The following is a 17,543-nucleotide window of genomic DNA, read 5'->3' as shown; positions in this document are numbered from 1 at the left end:
TCGGTGTGCCGGGTGCAAGTCCTCGTACTGGATGTACGTGGGCTTGTGCCCGGTGCGGCGAGAGTGCGTGCCGGGCGTCGCGACGGGGCGAACGTTGCCTGTTGGGGCACTAGCGACTACGCCGCCACGGGCTTCGGCTGTGCCGTGCTGAGGCGTCCGGCTCGGGCGAGGCCGGCGACCGAGGCCGCGCATACCAGCCCGGTGGCGGTGAGGACCGTCCAGGGCAGCCAGAGCGCGTCGTGCCGGCGGGCGAAGTCCCACAGCGCGCCGGTGACGAGGTTGCCCACGGTGATGCCGAGCCCGGAGAAAGTGTTGTAAAAGCCGTAGTGGGTGGCCACCAGGCGGTCTCCGGACAGGGCGACGACCGTATCCATCTCGAAGGGATAGACGACGGCGGATCCGACCGCCAGCAGGACCACAGCTACGACCAGCGCCGTCAGCACGACCGTCGAGGAGCCGCGTGGGCTGAGGGCGAGCGGTGTGAACGCGAGTCCCATCGCCACTAGTCCTCGTACCAGGGCATCGCTGGGCCGCCAGCGCTGTTTTGCCCAGCCGGTGAGACGCAGTTGGCCGATGACGGCGACGGCGGCGGAGACGACGAACAGGCCACTGGTGACCGCGGTCCCCTCGGCGCCGAGGGCCTCGGACGCGGCGAGCGGCAGCGCGAGGTAGACCTGGAAGGTCAGGACGTAGGAGCCGATCATCGCGGCGGAGAAGAGGAGGAAGGGCCGGTTGGCGACGACCGTTCGCCACTGGGTGAGGACGCTTTCCCGGTCTGTGGTGGCCGGGCCGCTGCGCCGCCAGGGACGTGCGCGCCATTGCAGGAGGGTGAGCGCGGCGAAAATGGCCGCGGCGACCGTGCAGACCAGGCGGAAGTCGGCGGCCAGCAGGGCGAGTCCGACGAGGGGGCCGAGCAGCATGCCGACTTGGTAGTAGACGTTGAAGGTGGCGAAGGCGTCCACGCGCCGGTCGCCGGCCTCGGCGGCGAGGTAGGCGCGGACGGCCGGGTTGAACAGGGCTCCGGCGAAGCCCGTGGCGGCGGAGGCGGCGATGAGGGCGGGGAGGTTGTCGACCCAGCCGAGCAGGCCGAAGCCGAGGGTGCGCAGCAGGCATCCGGCCATGATGGGGATCTTGTAGCCGAGGCGGTCGGCGAGCGTGCCGCCGATGAAGAACATGCCCTGCTGGGAGAAGTTGCGGACGCCGAGGACGAGTCCGACGGCCCAGGCGGCCAGTCCGAGTCCGTCGGACAGGTGGGCGGCGAGGTAGGGCATGAGCATGTAGAAGGCGAGGTTGATGGCGAACTGGTTGGCCATCATCAGCCGTGCGCCGCGCGGGAACGAGCGGGTTTGCTGCCACAGGTGTTTCATCGGGTGACTCCCACTGGGTTGTGGCGTTCCGGGCGGGCGAGCGGGTCCACGACGTGTGTGCAGCGGGTCCAGCGGGTGACGGTGCGCTCGTGGCTGTCGGTGATCTCGTCGGGATCGTCGGCGGGCAGGTGCCCGAGGAGGTCGTGGCGGCGGCAGTAGGTGTCGTCGAAGACCGTGCCGACGTAGCGAGGCGGGCCGTCGGGGAAGACCGCGACGATCCGGTTCTCCGGGGGCAGGGTGCGGGCCAGCCAGCGGGCCACCAGGGCGACGGCGCCGACGCTCCAGCCGCCGGTGGCGTAGTGGTTGCGGGCCAGGTGGCGGGCGGCCCACACGGCTTCCGGGGCGGCGACCCAGTGCACCTCGTCGAAGAGGTCGTAAGCGACGTTCCGGGGGTAGATGCTGGATCCCAGGCCGCGCATGAGGCGAGCGCCGGCGGGCTGACCGAAGATCGTCGAGCCGGTGGTGTCGACGCCGACGATCCGTAGCTGCGGGAAGTATCCGCGCAGTACCGAACCGATGCCGGCCGAGTGGCCGCCGGTGCCGACGGAGACGACCACGGTGTCGATGCGACCGAGCTGTGCGAGGAGTTCGTGGGCCAGTGGGGCGTAGGCGGCCACGTTGTCGGGGTTGTTGTACTGGTCCGGGCCCCAGGCGTCCGGGTGGACGGCGAGGAGCTCGTCGACGCGGTGTCGGCGGGCTTCCTGCCAGCCGCCTTCCGGGTGGGGCGTGGTGACGAGATCGACCTCGGCGCCGTGGGCGGTGAGGAGGCCGGTCATCAGAGGCTCGATGCCGGGGTCGGTGACGACGGTGACCGGATGGCAGTACGTCGCGCCGGCCAGGGCGAGGCCGAGGCCGAGGGTGCCGGAGGTCGACTCGATGATGCGGGCGCCGGGCAGGAGCCGGCCGCTCTCGCGGGCGGCGCGGACCATGTGCAGGGCGGTGCGGTCCTTGATGCCGCCGGGGTTGTGGCCTTCGAGCTTGGCCCAGAAGCCGCGGCCGGCGGCGGTGAAGGGCGCTCCGATCCACAGGACGGGCGTGCCGCCGACCAGTTCGGCGGGGGTGTGCAGGGGGTGTTTGGCGTCGGCCCGCAGCTGGGCCGGTGGCATCGGAAGTGTTGTGGGGGTTTGGAGGCTCATGGCGTGCTTCTCCTGCGGTCGGCACCGTCACGGGCAGCCGACCGGTGGGTGAGAAGGGAGACGGAGGCGATCGGTCGCCGCGCGGCCCGGATCGGGTGGGCACGGCGAAAAGCCGATCAGGTCCGCCACATGCCGAGAAGAGCCCGCGTACGTCCGGCGGACGGCGCTGCGAAGGAAGCGGGGGAGTGGTGCAGCGCCGGCGGTGGGACGAACGGATCGGTAGCCGACGGTCCGGCCGGGAGGACGGCCGGGAGCGACGCGTCTGTGAGTTCGAGGTCGCGGGGCGGCTGAGCGGCCGGCCCGTCCAGCTCGCAGCAATGAGCATGGTCGTCAGGCGAGGGTGTACTCGACCCAGCCGTGTTCGCTCGATCCCTTCCGTTTGCGGAGAATTGCTGCCCGCACGCGGTGGGGGACGTCTGCAACAAGGTGTCAGCCCGCTGAGCGGTGGCAGCCGTCGGGCCGTGGGAGCAGACGAGGACGTGCATGAGCATGGCCAGCAACACCGTGACCACCGCTCCGTCCCACGCCACGGAGCGGCCTCGTCGCATCACTGACCCAGCTCGCATCAGCACGAAGAGTAGTCGTATGAGCGCGCAGCGTTCTCGTCGGTGAGGCCGAATGCTCACCCTGTCCGAGATGAGAGACGGGGTTCGAGCTTCCGCACTTCCCGAACTTCTGGCGCCGCGCGGCTTTCCTCCGGCAGGCTGCCTCTCGCATCCGTGATCACTGGATCGGGTGAACCAGGGCGATCGAGCCTTCCGACCGGCGCGACGGCCCGCCATGGTGAACGCGCTGCCGCCGCCGACGAGTACCAGCGTGACCCCGACCGCAGTCGGCACCCCGGCAGGCCCGAAGAGGCAAGGGAAGACCCCGGCGAGCAGCTCATGCATGCCTGACCTGCGGCCGGATACTCGTCTGTGCCGGACCAGCCGACAGGAGGGGCCGATCCATGACCTACGACCGCACGGTGTACCTCGAGACCGACTTCGCCACCGCCGTCACGCGGGTCCGCGAGGCCCTCGGCGAACAGGGCTTCGGCGTCCTCACCGAGATCGACGTCACCGCCACCCTCAAGGCCAAACTCGACGAGGATATGGAGGACTACGTCATTCTCGGCGCCTGCAACCCGCCGCTTGCCCATCAGGCTCTTGCGACGGACCGCACCATCGGCCTGCTCCTGCCGTGCAACGTGGTCGTCCGCGCGGACGGCGACCACACCGTTGTACAGGCCCTCGACCCGCAGACGATGGTTGCCCTGACCGGCCTCGACGCGCTCCGCCCGGTCGCGGATGAAGCCACCCGCCGCCTCGACGCCGCCCTGGCCTCCCTCAGAGGGACCGTTGCGGAACGGTGACGGGCGGGCCCCGCCTGCTGTGGTGCTGCGCGGCAGTCGGCGGAGCTGTCTCGTCGTGGTGACCGCCATGACGGGGGACCTGGACGCAGGTGTCTGGCTCCCGCTCGGGAGGTCCGCTGCGTGACTCGACAGCTCGTCCGCGGCATGGATCCTGAGCGAGTGGGCTGCGTTCGGGTCAAAGCGGCGTGCCTTGGGATGCCGCCTGCCCCCTCCGGCCGCTACCGCGACCTCGCCCGCCCCGCTGTCCTTCTCGTTCACTGCACCGGCGTCATGGGTCTCGGCTTCGGCACCGTCGTCGTTCCCGACACCGAGACCGAAGCCGCAGCCGACTCCACCGCGGCGGCCCTCCGCGTGACCTGCTGCGTCACGATCACCCGCGCCCGCGAGCAGGGCTGGTCCCAGGTCTGCAGGGCAGCCGGTTGCCGCGCCACCTGGGGGCTGCACGGGTAGGCCGTGATGTGCTGAGCGCCCACTGGGTGAGATGGCCGAGGGAAGGGCGGGTGGCGCCCGACCCGTACGTACGTCAGCGGCGCCCCGTATCCGCCATGCCGCCGCCTTCCAGCAGCGATACTGGATGCATGGACGCGACGATCACCGCCCCCCGCGCCGAGGTGCTGCGGCACCGGTACCGCAGCCGACTGCCCGAGCGCTTGCAGGAGCTGGCCGGCCCTGTCGAGGGCAATGTGGACCTGCCGCTCCACATCGTCTGGTCCGGGCGGACGAACTACAGCCTGGACCGGCCGAAGTCCCGCATGACGCTCTACCGGACCGTTCTAGCCGAAGGACTGAGTGAGGACCTGGTGGCCCTCCTTCACCATCGGCTGCTCATCGAGCAGTGGCCTGTGCTGCGGCGCTTGATCAGTCCCTACATCCGCGAGGTCTGGGAGGACGCCTTCCCCGAGCTGCTCCGCACCGCTCCGGCCGACACGACCGCCGCGTGAAGCTCACTCCGCTCCACGAGCGTCTCCTCGCTGACATCCTCGATCTCGGCTCCCCCTACCCTCCGGTCCTCACCGGCGGATACGCCGTGCAGGCCCACGGCCTGGTCGAACGCTTCAGCCGCGACCTCGACGTCGCCACTGAGAACCCCGCTCCGATGCAGGAGATCGTCGCCTCACTCACAGCAGGTCTCAGCGCGCGCGGATGGCGGACCACGCACGTCCGGACCGATCCGCTCAGCGGCCGGTTCCTCGTCACCGATCCGTACACCGGCGAGGAGTGCGAGGTGGACGTCCTCAAGGAGGCGTTCTGGGCTCCGCCCGCCCAGACCCCCTACGGCCCCGTTCTTTCCCTCGACGACGTGATCGGCACCAAGGTCCGTGCCCTCGCTGACCGCGGCACCGTCCGCGACCTCATCGACGTCCAGGCTGCCTCCCGCCACCGCTCCACCGCCGAGCTCGAATCCCTGGGCCGCCGTCGCGCCCACGACGAGTTCAGCCTCGAAGACCTCCGGGACCGGCTCGTCGGCGCGGACTGGTACGAGGATGAGGACTACACCGCGTACGGGCTCACCTCCCAGCAGATCGAAGAACTCAAGGCGTGGGCGCTGGCGTGGGCGGAGGATCTAGGCGCGCGGATTCATGACGAGAACGCCTGAGAGGCGGTCACGCGTCCATCCCCATCTACCACCGTGGCAACGAGAGGATGCGGTACAGCCAGCAGGGTCCGACCCGGAGCCGTCCACGGTGGTGGCTGCCCTGCACGGCGGATGTGCAGGTCGGTTGAGTGATACTCCGCAGTGGACTCACGGCGCAACCGGGCTGCGGTAACGGTCAAACACTGCATCCCGTTCCCGCTCCCATGTCCAGTCCGGGTCCCGACGGTGGAACTCGGTCACGGCCAGCTCGAAGAATTGGTCGGAAGGCTTTCGGCTGGATCCATTGACTACGAGTGCTGACAGCATCGGCTCAGGACCGGTGCTGTCCCGGCGGCAGACGTCTGCCAGCAGAAGCGACATCATCCGGCCGTGGTAGTGGACCCGGTGCTCCGGTGCCACGGCCTCGCTGAGCGCCTTGTAGGTGTCGGTCCGGCCCTCTCGGGCCCACCCCTTCAGAATCGCTACCATGGCGTCCCGGGCAGCCATGTAGTCCGCATCCCCGCGCGCCGCCTCGGAGGCGGGGAGCGGGGACGTCCACCGCGACGTCCGGCTCGCCCTTCGGTTGTCAGTGCCGCCTCCTGCGATCGCCGTTGATCAGCCTGCGGCAACGGAGGGGGTGTGATGGACGAGATCCGGCGCGGAGAGCGAGGCAAGCAGAGGACATGGCAGTGGCTCATGGTCCTGACGGCGCATCGGGGCTTGTGTGTCTACTGCGGTCGTTCCGCGGCCACCACGATTGACCACGAGAAGCCCATCGCCGATACCGGGGCAGACGTCTGGTGGAACTTTCGGGGAGGGTGAGCGAGGCCATGCGCTGCATCGCCCGCGCCTACACCGTCACCGCGAGTCGAGGCCCAAGCTCCTGGCCGTCAGGTGGTTTGGTCGTCCGCCCAGAGGCCGTCCGGACGGACCTGTCGTCTCAGAGGCGCGTCAGCGAGACGAGTATGCGCAGGGTTCCTCGTTCTGCCCCGGCAGCAGTCGCAGGGCGAAGACGGAGCCGTCAGCGTGGACGGAGACGGGGCCGCCCCAGTTCTTGTCGAAGGCGAGGCGGGGGCGGACGCCGCGGCTCGCGTGGACGAGGACGCGGTACTCCTCGACGTCGCCCCTGGCAAGGAGTCGGAAGACCTCCTCGTCCACGCCGGAGAACGCCTCGACGCGGGGACCGTTGAGGCGGAAGACGTGGTCGGTGCCGACGTACTCGTTGCCGAATAGGGTGTGGGCGGCGTCCTGGATGCTCATGCTGGCCGCGTGTTCGAGGCCGGTGAAGCGTTTGCGGCCCTGCCGGTCGGTCAGGTGGCGGGCGGTGGCGTGGCCGGAGCCGGTGAAAGCCATGAGGCCCGCCGCGGTGGTGTGGGCCAGGGACTCCTGGAACCAGGCGTAGTCCTTCGGCTGCACGTGGCAGCCCCGTACGGGCTCCGGTGCCACCAGGCCCTCGGCCGACGGGTGGATGTCCGGCATCACGTTCGCCTGGAACGGCGGGGCGTTCCGGTTCGCTTCCCGGCTCCGCCAGCCCCCGGCCCGCACCACGCCATGACAGGGCAGTGGCCCGGGCGAGGATGTGGAGCACGTCCCAGAGGGTCACTCGGAACTGCCGGGGCAGCTCCGTCGGCAGGATCGGGACGAGGGTGGGCTTCCGGCGGAGCGGCTTGTCCTCATTCTCCTTCCGCTTCTCGTCGTCCGCTGCGATGGCGGCCTTCACCTTCCCGACGAGCGCGTCGTCGGAGTGGACGGAAACGTTCGAGGACCGGGTCAGGTCCTGGAGCACTTCCTCGGTCGGCTTCAACGGCTCTCCTTCACGGTGTGCGAGGGCGGTTCGCCATTGGCTGGACCGTACGGAAGAGAGGGGCGGCGCACGCAAGTGCGCAGCGGCGCGTGGCCTGGACTTCGGCCCGGGCGGGCCGAAGCCGGCGCCTTGGCCCCGCCTCGCTTGCGAGTCCCACGCTGCCGAGGGGCGTCGGGCGGGCGGCAGGCAGCGAGCCTGCTTCTGGGGCGGTCGAGCGCCGACCGGCCGACGGACAAAGGGAACCGTGTTCCACGAACCAGAGCGATGTCGGTGCCCGACAGGTCGGTGCGTGGACGCACGTCGTCCGTGTCCAGAGTGGTCTCCCGCACCTTTGACGGCTCATCAGGTAAGTCAGCATCCGGTCAGCATGAGTCGCCGGGCTTTCCCGGAGGGTTGCCTGAACAGGCGCCGGTGCGGCGTGAAAGCCCAGGCGTGAAGCCGTCTCGCCCGAGCGGAGCGATGTTCCTCACAATTCTTGACCGGCGTGTCCCGGTGTACAGTCGAGACCGCCCTTGACCTGCACAAAGCAGGCAGGGAGCCGTCTTCCAGGAGTTTCGACATGCTGCGCACCATGTTCAAGTCCAAGATCCACCGTGCCACCGTCACCCAGGCCGACCTGCACTACGTCGGCTCGGTGACCATCGACGCGGATCTTCTCGACGCCGCCGACCTGCTGCCCGGCGAGCTCGTCCACATCGTGGACATCACCAACGGCGCCCGCCTGGAGACCTACGTCATCGAGGGGGAGCGCGGGTCGGGCGTCATCGGGATCAACGGGGCCGCGGCCCATCTCGTCCACACCGGTGACCTGGTGATCATCATCAGTTACGCCCAGGTCTCCGACGCCGAGGCGCGGTCCCTGAAGCCGCGGGTGGTGCACGTGGACGGTGACAACCGGATCGTGGCCCTCGGAGCCGACCCGTCCGCGCCGGTGCCGGGCTCGGACCAGGAGCGCAGCCCGCAGGCCGTCGGGGTCTGACCACGCCGGGACGACGGCGCGTCCGATGACTCCTTCGACGTCTCCCTACGAGGGCACACTCGCCCTGCTGCACACCTCGCCCGTGCACATCCCGGTCTTCGAGGCCCTGCGCGACGAGGCCCATCCCGGGCTGGGGCTGAGGCACCTGGTGGCCCCGGACCTCCTGGACCGGGCGCGTGAGGAGGGCCCCGCGGCCGTGGCCGACGACGTCCGGCGCCTCCTCGGCGAGGCGGCCGCGGCGGGCGCCGGCGCCGTGCTGTGCACCTGCTCGACCATCGGCGCGGTCGCCGAGCGCACCGCCGTCGGCGTGTCCGTGCTGCGCGTGGACCGGCCGATGGCCGCCGCCGCGGTGGCGGCGGGCTCCCGCGTCATGGTGCTCGCCACCGTGGAGAGCACCCTGGGGCCGACGGTCGCGCTGGTCCGGGAGGAGGCCGCCGGACGCGCGGTCGAGGTGCGCACCCTGCTGGTGGAGGGCGCGTGGGACCGGTTCCTGGCGGGGGACGCCGAGGGCTACGTCCGCGCGGTGGCCGAGGCCGCGGACACGGTCACGGACGCCGATGTGATCGTCCTGGCCCAGGCGTCGATGGCGCCGGCGCAGCAGCTGACCACCGCCACCGTGCCGGTGCTGTCCAGCCCCCGGCCGGGACTGGCGGCGGCAGCCGCGGCGGCGGCTGCGACTGCGGCTCTTGGCTCCACGCGCGCCGGGCGTCCTCCGGCGGCAGGGGGCCGGCCGGCCCCACCCGGTCCCGCGACGGGGTGAGTTTCCGTGCGGCGGCCGGGTACCCGGGGGAGGAGTCCAGGGCCGACGCAGCAACTGGCTGGAGGACACGATGACGCGCCCGCTCCCCGATCCCGTACAGCCGGGGCGGCCACCCGGGCCGGGGCCGACTCCGGGGCCGGAGCCGGTCCCCGAACCGGGCCCCGCACCAGAACCGGAACCCGTGCCCCCGGCGCCGGGGCCCACGCCTCCCGGCCCGGGCCCGGGCCCGGCTCCGGGTCCCGGCCCCGACCGCCCGGAGCCCGGGCCGGAACCGAACCCGGAGCCCCGGCCGGCTCCGGAGCCGCCCCCGTCCCCGATCCCCGAACCGCCGGGCCCGGAACCCGTCCCGGAGCCCGAACCGGGACCGCCCCTGAAGTGAGGCCCGGCCAGGCCGCCGGCCACGGCCGCCGAGGCGGCCCGCACCGGCGTGACGCCCGCAGCCCCCGTCGACCCGTCGACCCGCCGCACCCGCCCCCGCAGCGGCGGCCGCAGCCCCGGGCACGGAGGCGCGGCGGGACCCCGTACCGAGGTCCACCGTGCCGTCGTGCCGTCGCTCCCTGCGCCTCGACCTCCGACCGGACCCGCTCCACGGTGCCTGCAACGCGAGCCTCCGCAGCCCCCGCCGATCCATCGCAGCCATACCCGCAGGTCGCCTCGACCCGTCGCACCCGCCCCCGCAGCGGCGGCCGCAGCCCCGGGCACGGAGGCGCGGCGGGACCCCGTACCGAGGCCCGCCGCGCGGTCGTGCCCTCGCGTGCTTCCTACGCCTCGATCTCCGACCGGTCGCCGCCCCACAGCGTGTGGAACGAGCCCTCGCGGTCCGTCCGCCGGTAGGTGTGCGCCCCGAAGAAGTCGCGCTGTCCCTGGGTGAGCGCGGCGGGCAGCCGCTCGGCGCGCAGGGCGTCGTAGTAGGCGAGCGCGGCGGAGAAACCGGGTGTCGGGACGCCCTGGCGGGTCGCCTCGACGAGGACCTCGCGCCAGTCGTCCTGGGCCGCCGCGATCTCCTGCGCGAACGTCTCGTCCGACAGCAGGCTCGGCAGGTCCGCGCGGGCGTCGTACGCGGCGCGGATGCGGTCGAGGAACGCGGCGCGGATGATGCAGCCGCCGCGCCAGATGGAGGCCACCTTGCCGAGGTCGATGTCCCAGCCGTACTCCTCGCTGCCCGCCGCGATCTCGTGGAAGCCCTGCGTGTACGACACGATCTTCGACGCGTACAGCGCCTGCTCCACGCCGTCCGTGAAGGCCGCGGCCCCCTCCTCGCCCAGCGGCGCGGCCTGCGGGCCGGCCAGGCCCCGCGACGCCTCGCGCAGCGCCGCGTGCCCGGACAGCGAGCGGGCGAACACCGCCTCCGCGATGCCCGACACCGGCACACCCAGGTCGAGCGCGATCTGGACGGTCCAGCGGCCCGTTCCCTTCTGCTCCGCCCGGTCCTGGACCACGTCCACGAACGGCTTGCCCGTCGCCGCGTCCACGTGGGAGAGCACCTCCGCCGTGATCTCGATCAGGTACGAGTCCAGGCGGCCGGTGTTCCAGGTGCGGAAGATCTCCGCGATCCGCGCGGGGGAGTGGCCCGCGACGTCGCGCAGCAGTTGGTACGCCTCGCCGATGAGCTGCATGTCGGCGTACTCGATGCCGTTGTGGACCATCTTCACGAAGTGCCCGGCACCGTCGGGACCGACGTGGGTCACGCACGGCGCCCCGTCCGCGGCCTTCGCGGAGATCTTCTCCAGCATCGGCCCGAGGGACGCGTACGATTCGGCCGAGCCGCCCGGCATGATGCTCGGTCCGTGCAGCGCGCCCTCCTCGCCTCCGGAGATGCCCGCGCCGACGAAGTGGATGCCCCGCTCCCGCAGGTCCCTCTCGCGGCGGCGGGTGTCCGCGAAGTGCGCGTTGCCGCCGTCGATGATCATGTCGCCGGGTTCGAGGAGCGGGGCGAACTCCTGGATCACCGCGTCGGTCGGCCCACCCGCCTTCACCATGATGATCAGACGCCGGGGCCGCTCCAGCGCCGCCACGAACTCCTCCGCGGTCTCGGTCGCCACGAAGTCCCCCTCGTGCCCGAACTCCTTCACGAGGTCGTGCGTCCGCGCCACGGTGCGGTTGTGGAGGGCGACCGTGTAGCCGTTGCGCGCGAAGTTGCGGGCAAGGTTGCGGCCCATGACCGCGAGGCCGGTGACGCCGATCTGGGCTGAAGTGCTCATGGGGGTTGGCTCCTGGGGTCCTGGAATCGGCTGTGCCGGTTCGTCCTGACAACATCGTCGACAGGGGCGGTGAGGGTGGTGTCCGTCAGTATCGCCCGGTGACCATCCTTACGTGCCGGTACACCCACCGCACACCCGGACCTCCCGGTGCGGAGCACGCCCGTACGGTCGCACCCGCACCCCCCGCCCCACCCGAGCCGGCGGCCGGCGCTTGACCGGCCGCGCCAACAGGGGGCGGTTCCGGGCCCGTTGGTGTCGTGGAGCGGCCGGTTGCCGCCTTGTCATGGCCTGTTCGCGACGGTTACGTTTGCCGCTCCTGACGCATGTCGAGGGGGCTTCCATGGCCGTACGGGGCCGGCACCGCCGGTATCAGCCGACAAGGATCAACCGCGCCTCGCTCACCGTCACGGCGGGCGGCGCCGGCATGGCCCTCCCGCTGATCGGCGCGGGCGTCGCGCACGCGGCCGACATCGACACCTGGAACAAGGTCGCCGCCTGCGAGTCGAGCGGCGACTGGAGCATCAACACGGGCAACGGCTACTACGGGGGACTGCAGTTCACCCGGTCCACCTGGGAGGCGTACGGCGGCACGGCCTACGCCCGGCGCGCGGATCAGGCCACCAGGGACCAGCAGATCGCCGTGGCCGAGAAGGTCCTCCAGGGGCAGGGACCCCACGCCTGGCCGGTCTGCTCCGAGCACGCCGGTCTCACCCGCTCCACCGGCGCCACTCCGGCCGGCGCCCGCACGTCGGGGACCCCGCAGAGCGCCAAGCGCTCGGTGCGCGATGTGAAACCGCAGACCACGCCCCAGTCGCAGGCCGGCACCGCCGAGATGTACACCGTCGTGCGCGGCGACACGCTCTCCGGCATCGCCGCGTCCCACCACGTCGAGGGCGGCTGGCAGCGGCTGTACGCGGCCAACCGCACGACGGTCGGCACGGACCCGGACCTGATCCTGCCCGGCCAGCGGCTGCATCTGCGGGCCGGGACCCCGGCGCCCACCGAGCCGCACCCGGCACGGAGCCACGCCTCGCCCAGGACCACCTCGCCCAGGACCACCTCGCCCAGGACCATCGCGCCGAAGCCCACCTCGCCCAAGCCGCCCACCCGGAAGACCACTTCGGGTCACTCCGCCACCACGCACTCCCTGGTCGCACCGGTGGCCGCCGCGCCGGGCACGCCGTACCACGCCGAGGGCTCCTCCTGGTCGAAGGGCTACCACACCGGTGTCGACTTCCCCGTGCCCACCGGTACGTCCGTGAAGGCGGTGGCGGCCGGACACGTCGTCAGCGCCGGCTGGGGCGGCTCGTTCGGCTACCAGGTGGTCGTCCGGCACGGCGACGGACGCTACACGCAGTACGCCCATCTCTCGGCGATCTCCGTCAGGGACGGGCAGAGCGTCACGGCCGGCCAGCGCATCGGGCGCTCCGGTTCCACGGGCAACAGCACCGGCCCGCATCTGCACTTCGAGGTGCGGACGGGGCCCGGATTCGGCAGCGACGTCGATCCCGTCGCCTATCTGAGGGCCGGCGGCGTCAGGCTCTGACGCATGCGCCGGGGAAGCCGACGGTCAGGACCTGACACGGGTGCGGTGCCGGTTCAGCGAGGGCACCGGTACGAACGGCCCGCCGTAGAAGGGGCCGTACGGGAGCGAGGGCCCGTCGCGGCCGTCCGGCTCCCAGCGCTCGTACGCGCCCTGCGGGACCGGTGCCGGTACCAGCACCTCTTCCTGGGCCGGTGCGGTCGCCGGCGCGGGCACCGCGGACAGCACCTCCCGGGCGGCGGGATCCGGCCCGGGGACGGTCTGCGCCGCGGTTCCTGCGGCGGTCCCGGTGGCCACCGCGGCACGCCCCTCGCCGCCGATCCGCTCGGTGGTCAGCAGGATCAGACCGCCCGCGGCGACGACACCGCACCCCAGGGCGAGGACGGTGCCCGCGGTGCCGTGGCGGAACGTCTCGCCGAACATGGTGATGCCGACGGCGGCGGCCAGCACCGGGTTCACGACCGTCAGTGTGGCGAGCGGCGCCGCCAGGCCGGCGCCCCGGTAGGAGGCCTGCGACAGCAGCATGCCGGCCGTCGCGAAGACGCCTATCACCGCCAGGCTCGGCAGATCCCCGAAGGAGACGCCGTCCGTCCAGTCGACCGCGACCGTCTTGGTGAACACCGACGACATGCCGAACGCGACACCGGACGCGACCGCCAGCAGCACGCTGCGCACCGCCGGATGACGGTGCGCAGCCCGGCCCGCGACCATCAGCGCCACGACGCCACCGGCGGTGACGAGGGCCACCAGCACCCGCTGGGTGCCGCTCAGGGACTGGGCGTCGGCGGCACCGACCAGGGACAGCAGCCCCGCCAGGCCCACGGTCGCCATGACGGCGCCGCGCCAGGCCGTCGCCCCGGCCCGGCGGCCCACGAACAGCGCCGCCATCGGCAGCGCGAACACGATGGTCAGCGCGCCCAGCGGCTGGACCAGGCTGAGAGGACCGTAGGCGAGGGCCACCACGTGCAGCAGCCCGCCGACACCGTTCAGGACCACGGCTGCCCACCAGCCCAGCCGGCGCAGGGGCGCGTACGCCCGGCACGGCGAGGACACGGCGACCTGCTCCTGCGCGATCGCCCCGCCCGCGTACGCGACGGCGGAGACGAAGGACAGCAGCACGGACAACGCGAGGGCGCTCATGAGCGGCTCCTCTGCGGGCGGCCGGGGCGTGGGGCCCGGCGCGGCGAACGGTCGGCTTCCATAATCAACACCTTGCCGCGAACGACTGTTCCCCGTCGTCGTCCCTGAGCACGCATTGGGTCATACTGCCGATGGAGTACGCCTGTCGTCCCCTCCTCCCCAAGAGGGGTGACAGGTGAGGTGTCCCCCCGGGTGCGAGCCCCTAGGGGCCTTGGTACTACTGGCCTTCGTGGACCTGGACCCCGAACTCGACCCCGACGCCGGCCGCCTTCGCGACCTCGCCGCGCTCGGCGCCCTCGGCGGCTTCTTCGCCCTGCGCACCGGTGCGCCGCCGCGAGGCCCCCTACCGACCCTGGCGCAGGCGTATGCGCCCGTGCCGTCCGGACCGCCCATGCCGTCCGGACCGCCCGTGCCGCCCGTGCCGTCCGGACCGCCCATGCCGTCCGGACCGCCCGTGCCGCCCGTGCCGTCCGGACCGCCCGTGCCGCCCGTGCCGTCCGGACCGCCCGACGGTCCCTCCGGCGCCTGGATGCTCCGCGCGGACCCGTTGGCCTTCCGCGTCCGCAAGGTCGCGCGGAGCCTCCACGCACCGGAGGCCCGCGTCGCCGCCTCCATCGCCCACCAGGGACTGGTGGCCCGGCTCTGGTCCGTCGCCCTGGGCTGCGCGGCCCTCCACGGGTGGGTACCCGACCTCGACCCCCGCCTGCTCCACTGGGACCCGGACGCCGGCGCGCCGGACGACCTGTGGCTGGGAGAGGTCCGTGCGCTGCCCGCCGAGTCGCTCGACGCGGTCGTGCGCGAGGGACATCTCGTGCCGCTCGCGGCTGCCCTGACCGCCCGGTACCGCCTCTCGGCGGGCCTGCTGCGGGGCAACGCGGGCTCCGCCCTGGCGGGCAGCGTGCGCATGCTCGCCCGGTGGGCGGGGGAGAGCGGCCGCACCGACGTGGCGCGGCGGGCACCGGCCCTGGCCGCCGGGCCGTTCGCACACCCCGATCTGTCCCGCAGCCTGGACCCGGCCACCGGCCGCCGCCGCAGCTGCTGCCTCTACTACCGGCTGTCCGGGGGCGGCCTGTGCGGGGACTGCTGCTTCGAGAGGCCGCCCGGTCGCGGCTGACCCGGGGGTGGTCTTCCGCAACCGCCGTATCTGGGTGACCATGTGGGAATCGGCCAGGCGCTGCGACAGGGGGTTGCGGGTGCGTGTGGGACTGCTGACCCGGGAGTACCCGCCGGACGTGTACGGCGGCGCCGGCGTCCACGTCGAGTTCCTCGCCCGGGAGTTGCGTTCCCTCGTCGAGCTGGACGTGCACTGCTGGGGCGAGGGCGGCACGGGCGGCGTCGTGCGCCACCGGTCGTGGCCGGCCCTCGACACCGCCAACGACGCACTGCGCACCTTCTCCGTGGACCTGTCCGTCGCCGCCGCCCTCCAGGGCCGTGAACTGGTCCACTCGCACACCTGGTACGCGAACCTCGCCGGCCACCTCGGCAAGCTGCTGTACGGCATCCCGCACGTGATGACCGCCCACTCGCTGGAGCCGCTGCGCCCCTGGAAGGCCGAGCAACTCGGCGGTGGATACGCCCTCTCCAGCTGGGCCGAGCGCACCGCGATCGAGGCCGCGGACGCCGTGGTCGCCGTCTCCGGCGCCATGCGCGACGACATCCTGGGCTGCTATCCGGCCCTCGACCCGGCGAGGGTCCACGTCGTGCACAACGGCATCGACACCAGCCTCTACCGGCCGGACCACGGCACGGACGTCCTCTCCCGCCTCGGCGTCGACCCCGGTCGGCCCTATGTCCTGTTCGTCGGCCGCATCACCCGCCAGAAGGGCGTGCCGCATCTGCTGCGCGCGGCACGGGACATCGACCCGGCGGCGCAGGTCGTGCTGTGCGCGGGCGCCCCGGACACCCCCGAGATCGACCAGGAGTTCCGCGAGCTCTTCCGGGAGTTGAGCAGGAGCCGGGCGGGTGTCCACTGGATCCCGAAGATGCTGCCGCGCCCGGACGTGATCCAGCTCCTGACCCACGCCGCCGTGTTCGTCTGCCCGTCGGTCTACGAGCCGCTCGGCATCGTCAACCTGGAGGCCATGGCCTGCGGCACGGCCGTCGTGGCCTCGCGCACCGGCGGCATCCCGGAGGTCGTGGACGACGGCCGTACCGGTCTGCTGGTCGACGTGGACGACGACTTCGAGAAACACCTCGCCCGCGCGCTCGACTCCGTCCTCGGCGATCCGGCGGCGGCCGGGGCCATGGGCGAGGCCGGACGCGAGCGGGCGGCACGGGAGTTCGGCTGGGACACGGTGGCCCGCCGCACGGTTCGCCTGTACGAGGGCGTCCTCGCGCAGGGGCGGTCACAGTGAGCGGAGAGCGGCACAACCGGGCGTAGAGGGGCGGCGGCATGCGGCGCGGAGGACCTTCGGTGCTGGGAATCGTACTGGCCGGCGGGGAAGGGAAGCGGCTGATGCCGCTGACCGCGGACCGCGCGAAACCGGCCGTGACCTTCGGCGGCACCTACCGTCTGGTCGACTTCGTCCTGTCCAACCTCGTCAACGCCGACATCCTGCGCATCTGCGTGCTCACCCAGTACAAGTCGCACTCGCTCGACCGGCACATCACCACCACCTGGCGGATGTCCAGCCTGCTGGGCAACTACGTCACTCCCGTCCCGGCCCAGCAGCGTCTCGGCCCGCGCTGGTACCTGGGCAGCGCCGACGCCATCCTGCAGTCGCTGAACCTGATCCACGACGAACAACCCGAGTACGTGGCGGTGTTCGGCGCCGACCACGTCTACCGCATGGACCCGCGGCAGATGCTCGCCCAGCACGTCGAGAGCGGCGCGGGCGTGACCGTCGCGGGCATCCGGGTGCCGCGCGCCGAGTCCTCGTCGTTCGGTGTGATCAGTCCCGGCTCGGACGGACGGACCGTGGAGCGCTTCCTGGAGAAGCCGGCCGACCCGCCGGGCCTGCCGGACGACCCCGAGCGTGTCTTCGCCTCGATGGGCAACTACGTGTTCACCACCAAGACGCTGGTCGAGGCCCTCCAGCGGGACGCCGACGACGGGGCCTCGGTGCACGACATGGGCGGTTCGATCCTGCCCGCCCTCACCGACCGCGGCGAGGCGGGCCTGTACGACTTCGCCGCCAACCACGTGCCCGGTGAGACCAGCCGCGACCAGGGCTACTGGCGGGACGTGGGCACCCTGGACGCGTACTACGACGCCCACATGGACCTGATCGCGGAGCGACCCGCCTTCAACCTCTTCAACCGCAGCTGGCCGGTCTACACCCACTCCGGACAGCTGTCGCCGGCCCGTTTCAACGCGGGCGGCATCGCCGGTGAGTCGATCATCAGCGCCGGGTGCCTGATCCGGGGGCAGGTGACCCGGTCGGTGCTGTCGCCGGGCGTCGTCGTGGACCCGGGTGCCGTCGTCCAGGGGTCGGTCCTGCACGACAACGTGCACGTGGGGCGGGGCGCGATCGTGCGCGGCGCGGTGCTCGACAAGAACATCGAGGTGCCGCCGGGTGCGACGATCGGCGTCAATCCCGAGCGGGACGCGGCGCTGTACACGGTGTCCGAGGGCGGAGTGATCGCGCTGGGGAAGGGGCAGCTCGTCGTCCAGTGACCCGGCAGGCGACGTTCGCACGCGGCGGACGGGCGCGCCCGACGGGCTCCGGCCCACTCGGTCGGCA

At 72.2% G+C, this 17,543-nt stretch carries 15 protein-coding genes and 2 pseudogenes; 11 read left to right on the top strand and 6 right to left on the bottom strand.

The genetic code is table 11. The features are described from left to right. Positions 1-116: 116 nt before the first annotated feature. Together ACFYMU_RS16785 and ACFYMU_RS16780 are read right to left on the bottom strand one after the other, a co-directional pair. A complete protein-coding gene (locus tag ACFYMU_RS16785) occupies positions 117-1,367 on the bottom strand; it encodes an MFS transporter (protein WP_388373417.1) in 1,251 nt (416 codons plus the stop codon). Continuing rightward, the gene (locus ACFYMU_RS16780; protein WP_388373416.1) at positions 1,364-2,503 is read right to left on the bottom strand and encodes a PLP-dependent cysteine synthase family protein; all 1,140 of its coding nucleotides are present in this window, start codon (positions 2,501-2,503) and stop codon (positions 1,364-1,366) included. The genes ACFYMU_RS16785 and ACFYMU_RS16780 overlap by 4 nt, the downstream gene beginning before the upstream one ends. A gap of 949 nt (positions 2,504-3,452) precedes the next feature. On the opposite strand from ACFYMU_RS16780, the gene ACFYMU_RS16775 reads away from it, so the two are divergent. The 4 genes from ACFYMU_RS16775 to ACFYMU_RS16760 all read left to right on the top strand — a co-directional run bounded on the left by ACFYMU_RS16775 (position 3,453) and on the right by ACFYMU_RS16760 (position 5,454). Further along, positions 3,453-3,857, top strand: a complete 405-nt coding sequence (locus ACFYMU_RS16775; RefSeq protein ID WP_388373415.1) for a DUF302 domain-containing protein — start codon at positions 3,453-3,455, stop codon at positions 3,855-3,857. A gap of 195 nt (positions 3,858-4,052) precedes the next feature. Then, positions 4,053-4,307, top strand: coding sequence for a hypothetical protein (locus ACFYMU_RS16770; RefSeq protein ID WP_388373414.1), 255 nt, complete (start codon positions 4,053-4,055; stop codon positions 4,305-4,307). Between the two features lie 128 nt (positions 4,308-4,435). Next, positions 4,436-4,798, top strand: a complete 363-nt coding sequence (locus tag ACFYMU_RS16765; RefSeq protein WP_388373412.1) for a hypothetical protein — start codon at positions 4,436-4,438, stop codon at positions 4,796-4,798. Next, positions 4,795-5,454 (top strand): nucleotidyl transferase AbiEii/AbiGii toxin family protein, encoded by a 660-nt coding sequence (locus ACFYMU_RS16760; RefSeq protein WP_388373411.1) that lies wholly within the window; start codon positions 4,795-4,797, stop codon positions 5,452-5,454. Before ACFYMU_RS16765 ends, ACFYMU_RS16760 begins: the two co-directional genes overlap by 4 nt. A 147-nt stretch (positions 5,455-5,601) precedes the next feature. On the opposite strand, the gene ACFYMU_RS16755 is transcribed toward ACFYMU_RS16760, so the two are convergent. Then, on the bottom strand, positions 5,602-5,940 hold the full coding sequence (locus tag ACFYMU_RS16755; protein ID WP_388373409.1) for a hypothetical protein: 339 nt from the start codon (positions 5,938-5,940) through the stop codon (positions 5,602-5,604). A gap of 444 nt (positions 5,941-6,384) precedes the next feature. After that, positions 6,385-6,912 carry a hypothetical protein gene (locus tag ACFYMU_RS16750; protein WP_388373407.1) on the bottom strand — a complete coding sequence of 176 codons (528 nt, stop codon included), beginning with the start codon at positions 6,910-6,912 and terminating at the stop codon, positions 6,385-6,387. Between the two features lie 884 nt (positions 6,913-7,796). On the opposite strand from ACFYMU_RS16750, the gene panD reads away from it, so the two are divergent. Together panD and ACFYMU_RS16740 are read left to right on the top strand one after the other, a co-directional pair. Next, positions 7,797-8,216, top strand: a complete 420-nt coding sequence (gene panD / locus ACFYMU_RS16745) for an aspartate 1-decarboxylase (RefSeq protein WP_388373406.1) — start codon at positions 7,797-7,799, stop codon at positions 8,214-8,216. 25 nt (positions 8,217-8,241) lie between these two features. Further along, the gene (locus ACFYMU_RS16740) at positions 8,242-8,976 is read left to right on the top strand and encodes an aspartate/glutamate racemase family protein (RefSeq protein WP_388373404.1); all 735 of its coding nucleotides are present in this window, start codon (positions 8,242-8,244) and stop codon (positions 8,974-8,976) included. A gap of 761 nt (positions 8,977-9,737) precedes the next feature. On the opposite strand, the gene gndA is transcribed toward ACFYMU_RS16740, so the two are convergent. Next, positions 9,738-11,177 carry an NADP-dependent phosphogluconate dehydrogenase gene (gene gndA / locus ACFYMU_RS16735; RefSeq protein WP_388373403.1) on the bottom strand — a complete coding sequence of 480 codons (1,440 nt, stop codon included), beginning with the start codon at positions 11,175-11,177 and terminating at the stop codon, positions 9,738-9,740. Between the two features lie 283 nt (positions 11,178-11,460). Here gndA and ACFYMU_RS16730 point away from each other — a divergent pair. Both ACFYMU_RS16730 and ACFYMU_RS16725 read left to right on the top strand, forming a co-directional pair. Next, a pseudogene (locus ACFYMU_RS16730) lies at positions 11,461-11,808 on the top strand (transglycosylase family protein); the annotation flags it as partial. A gap of 144 nt (positions 11,809-11,952) precedes the next feature. Beyond that, a pseudogene (locus ACFYMU_RS16725) lies at positions 11,953-12,723 on the top strand (peptidoglycan DD-metalloendopeptidase family protein); the annotation flags it as partial. Between the two features lie 24 nt (positions 12,724-12,747). On the opposite strand, the gene ACFYMU_RS16720 reads toward ACFYMU_RS16725, so the two are convergent. Further along, complete coding sequence (locus ACFYMU_RS16720; RefSeq protein WP_388373401.1) at positions 12,748-13,860, bottom strand: DMT family transporter; 1,113 nt, start codon at positions 13,858-13,860, stop codon at positions 12,748-12,750. A 229-nt stretch (positions 13,861-14,089) separates the two neighbouring features. On the opposite strand from ACFYMU_RS16720, the gene ACFYMU_RS16715 reads away from it, so the two are divergent. From ACFYMU_RS16715 to glgC, 3 genes are all read left to right on the top strand, one after another. Next, positions 14,090-14,974, top strand: coding sequence for a (2Fe-2S)-binding protein (locus tag ACFYMU_RS16715; protein ID WP_388373399.1), 885 nt, complete (start codon positions 14,090-14,092; stop codon positions 14,972-14,974). Between the two features lie 79 nt (positions 14,975-15,053). Then, the gene (gene glgA, locus ACFYMU_RS16710; protein WP_388373397.1) at positions 15,054-16,214 is read left to right on the top strand and encodes a glycogen synthase; all 1,161 of its coding nucleotides are present in this window, start codon (positions 15,054-15,056) and stop codon (positions 16,212-16,214) included. A gap of 38 nt (positions 16,215-16,252) precedes the next feature. Next, complete coding sequence (gene glgC / locus ACFYMU_RS16705) at positions 16,253-17,476, top strand: glucose-1-phosphate adenylyltransferase (protein ID WP_388373395.1); 1,224 nt, start codon at positions 16,253-16,255, stop codon at positions 17,474-17,476. The last annotated feature ends 67 nt before the right edge of the window (positions 17,477-17,543 follow it).

Source organism: Streptomyces sp. NPDC007264, assembly GCF_042869095.1.
Taxonomy (GTDB): Bacteria; Actinomycetota; Actinomycetes; order Streptomycetales; family Streptomycetaceae; genus Streptomyces.
This window is presented reverse-complemented; position numbering and strand designations above follow the sequence as displayed.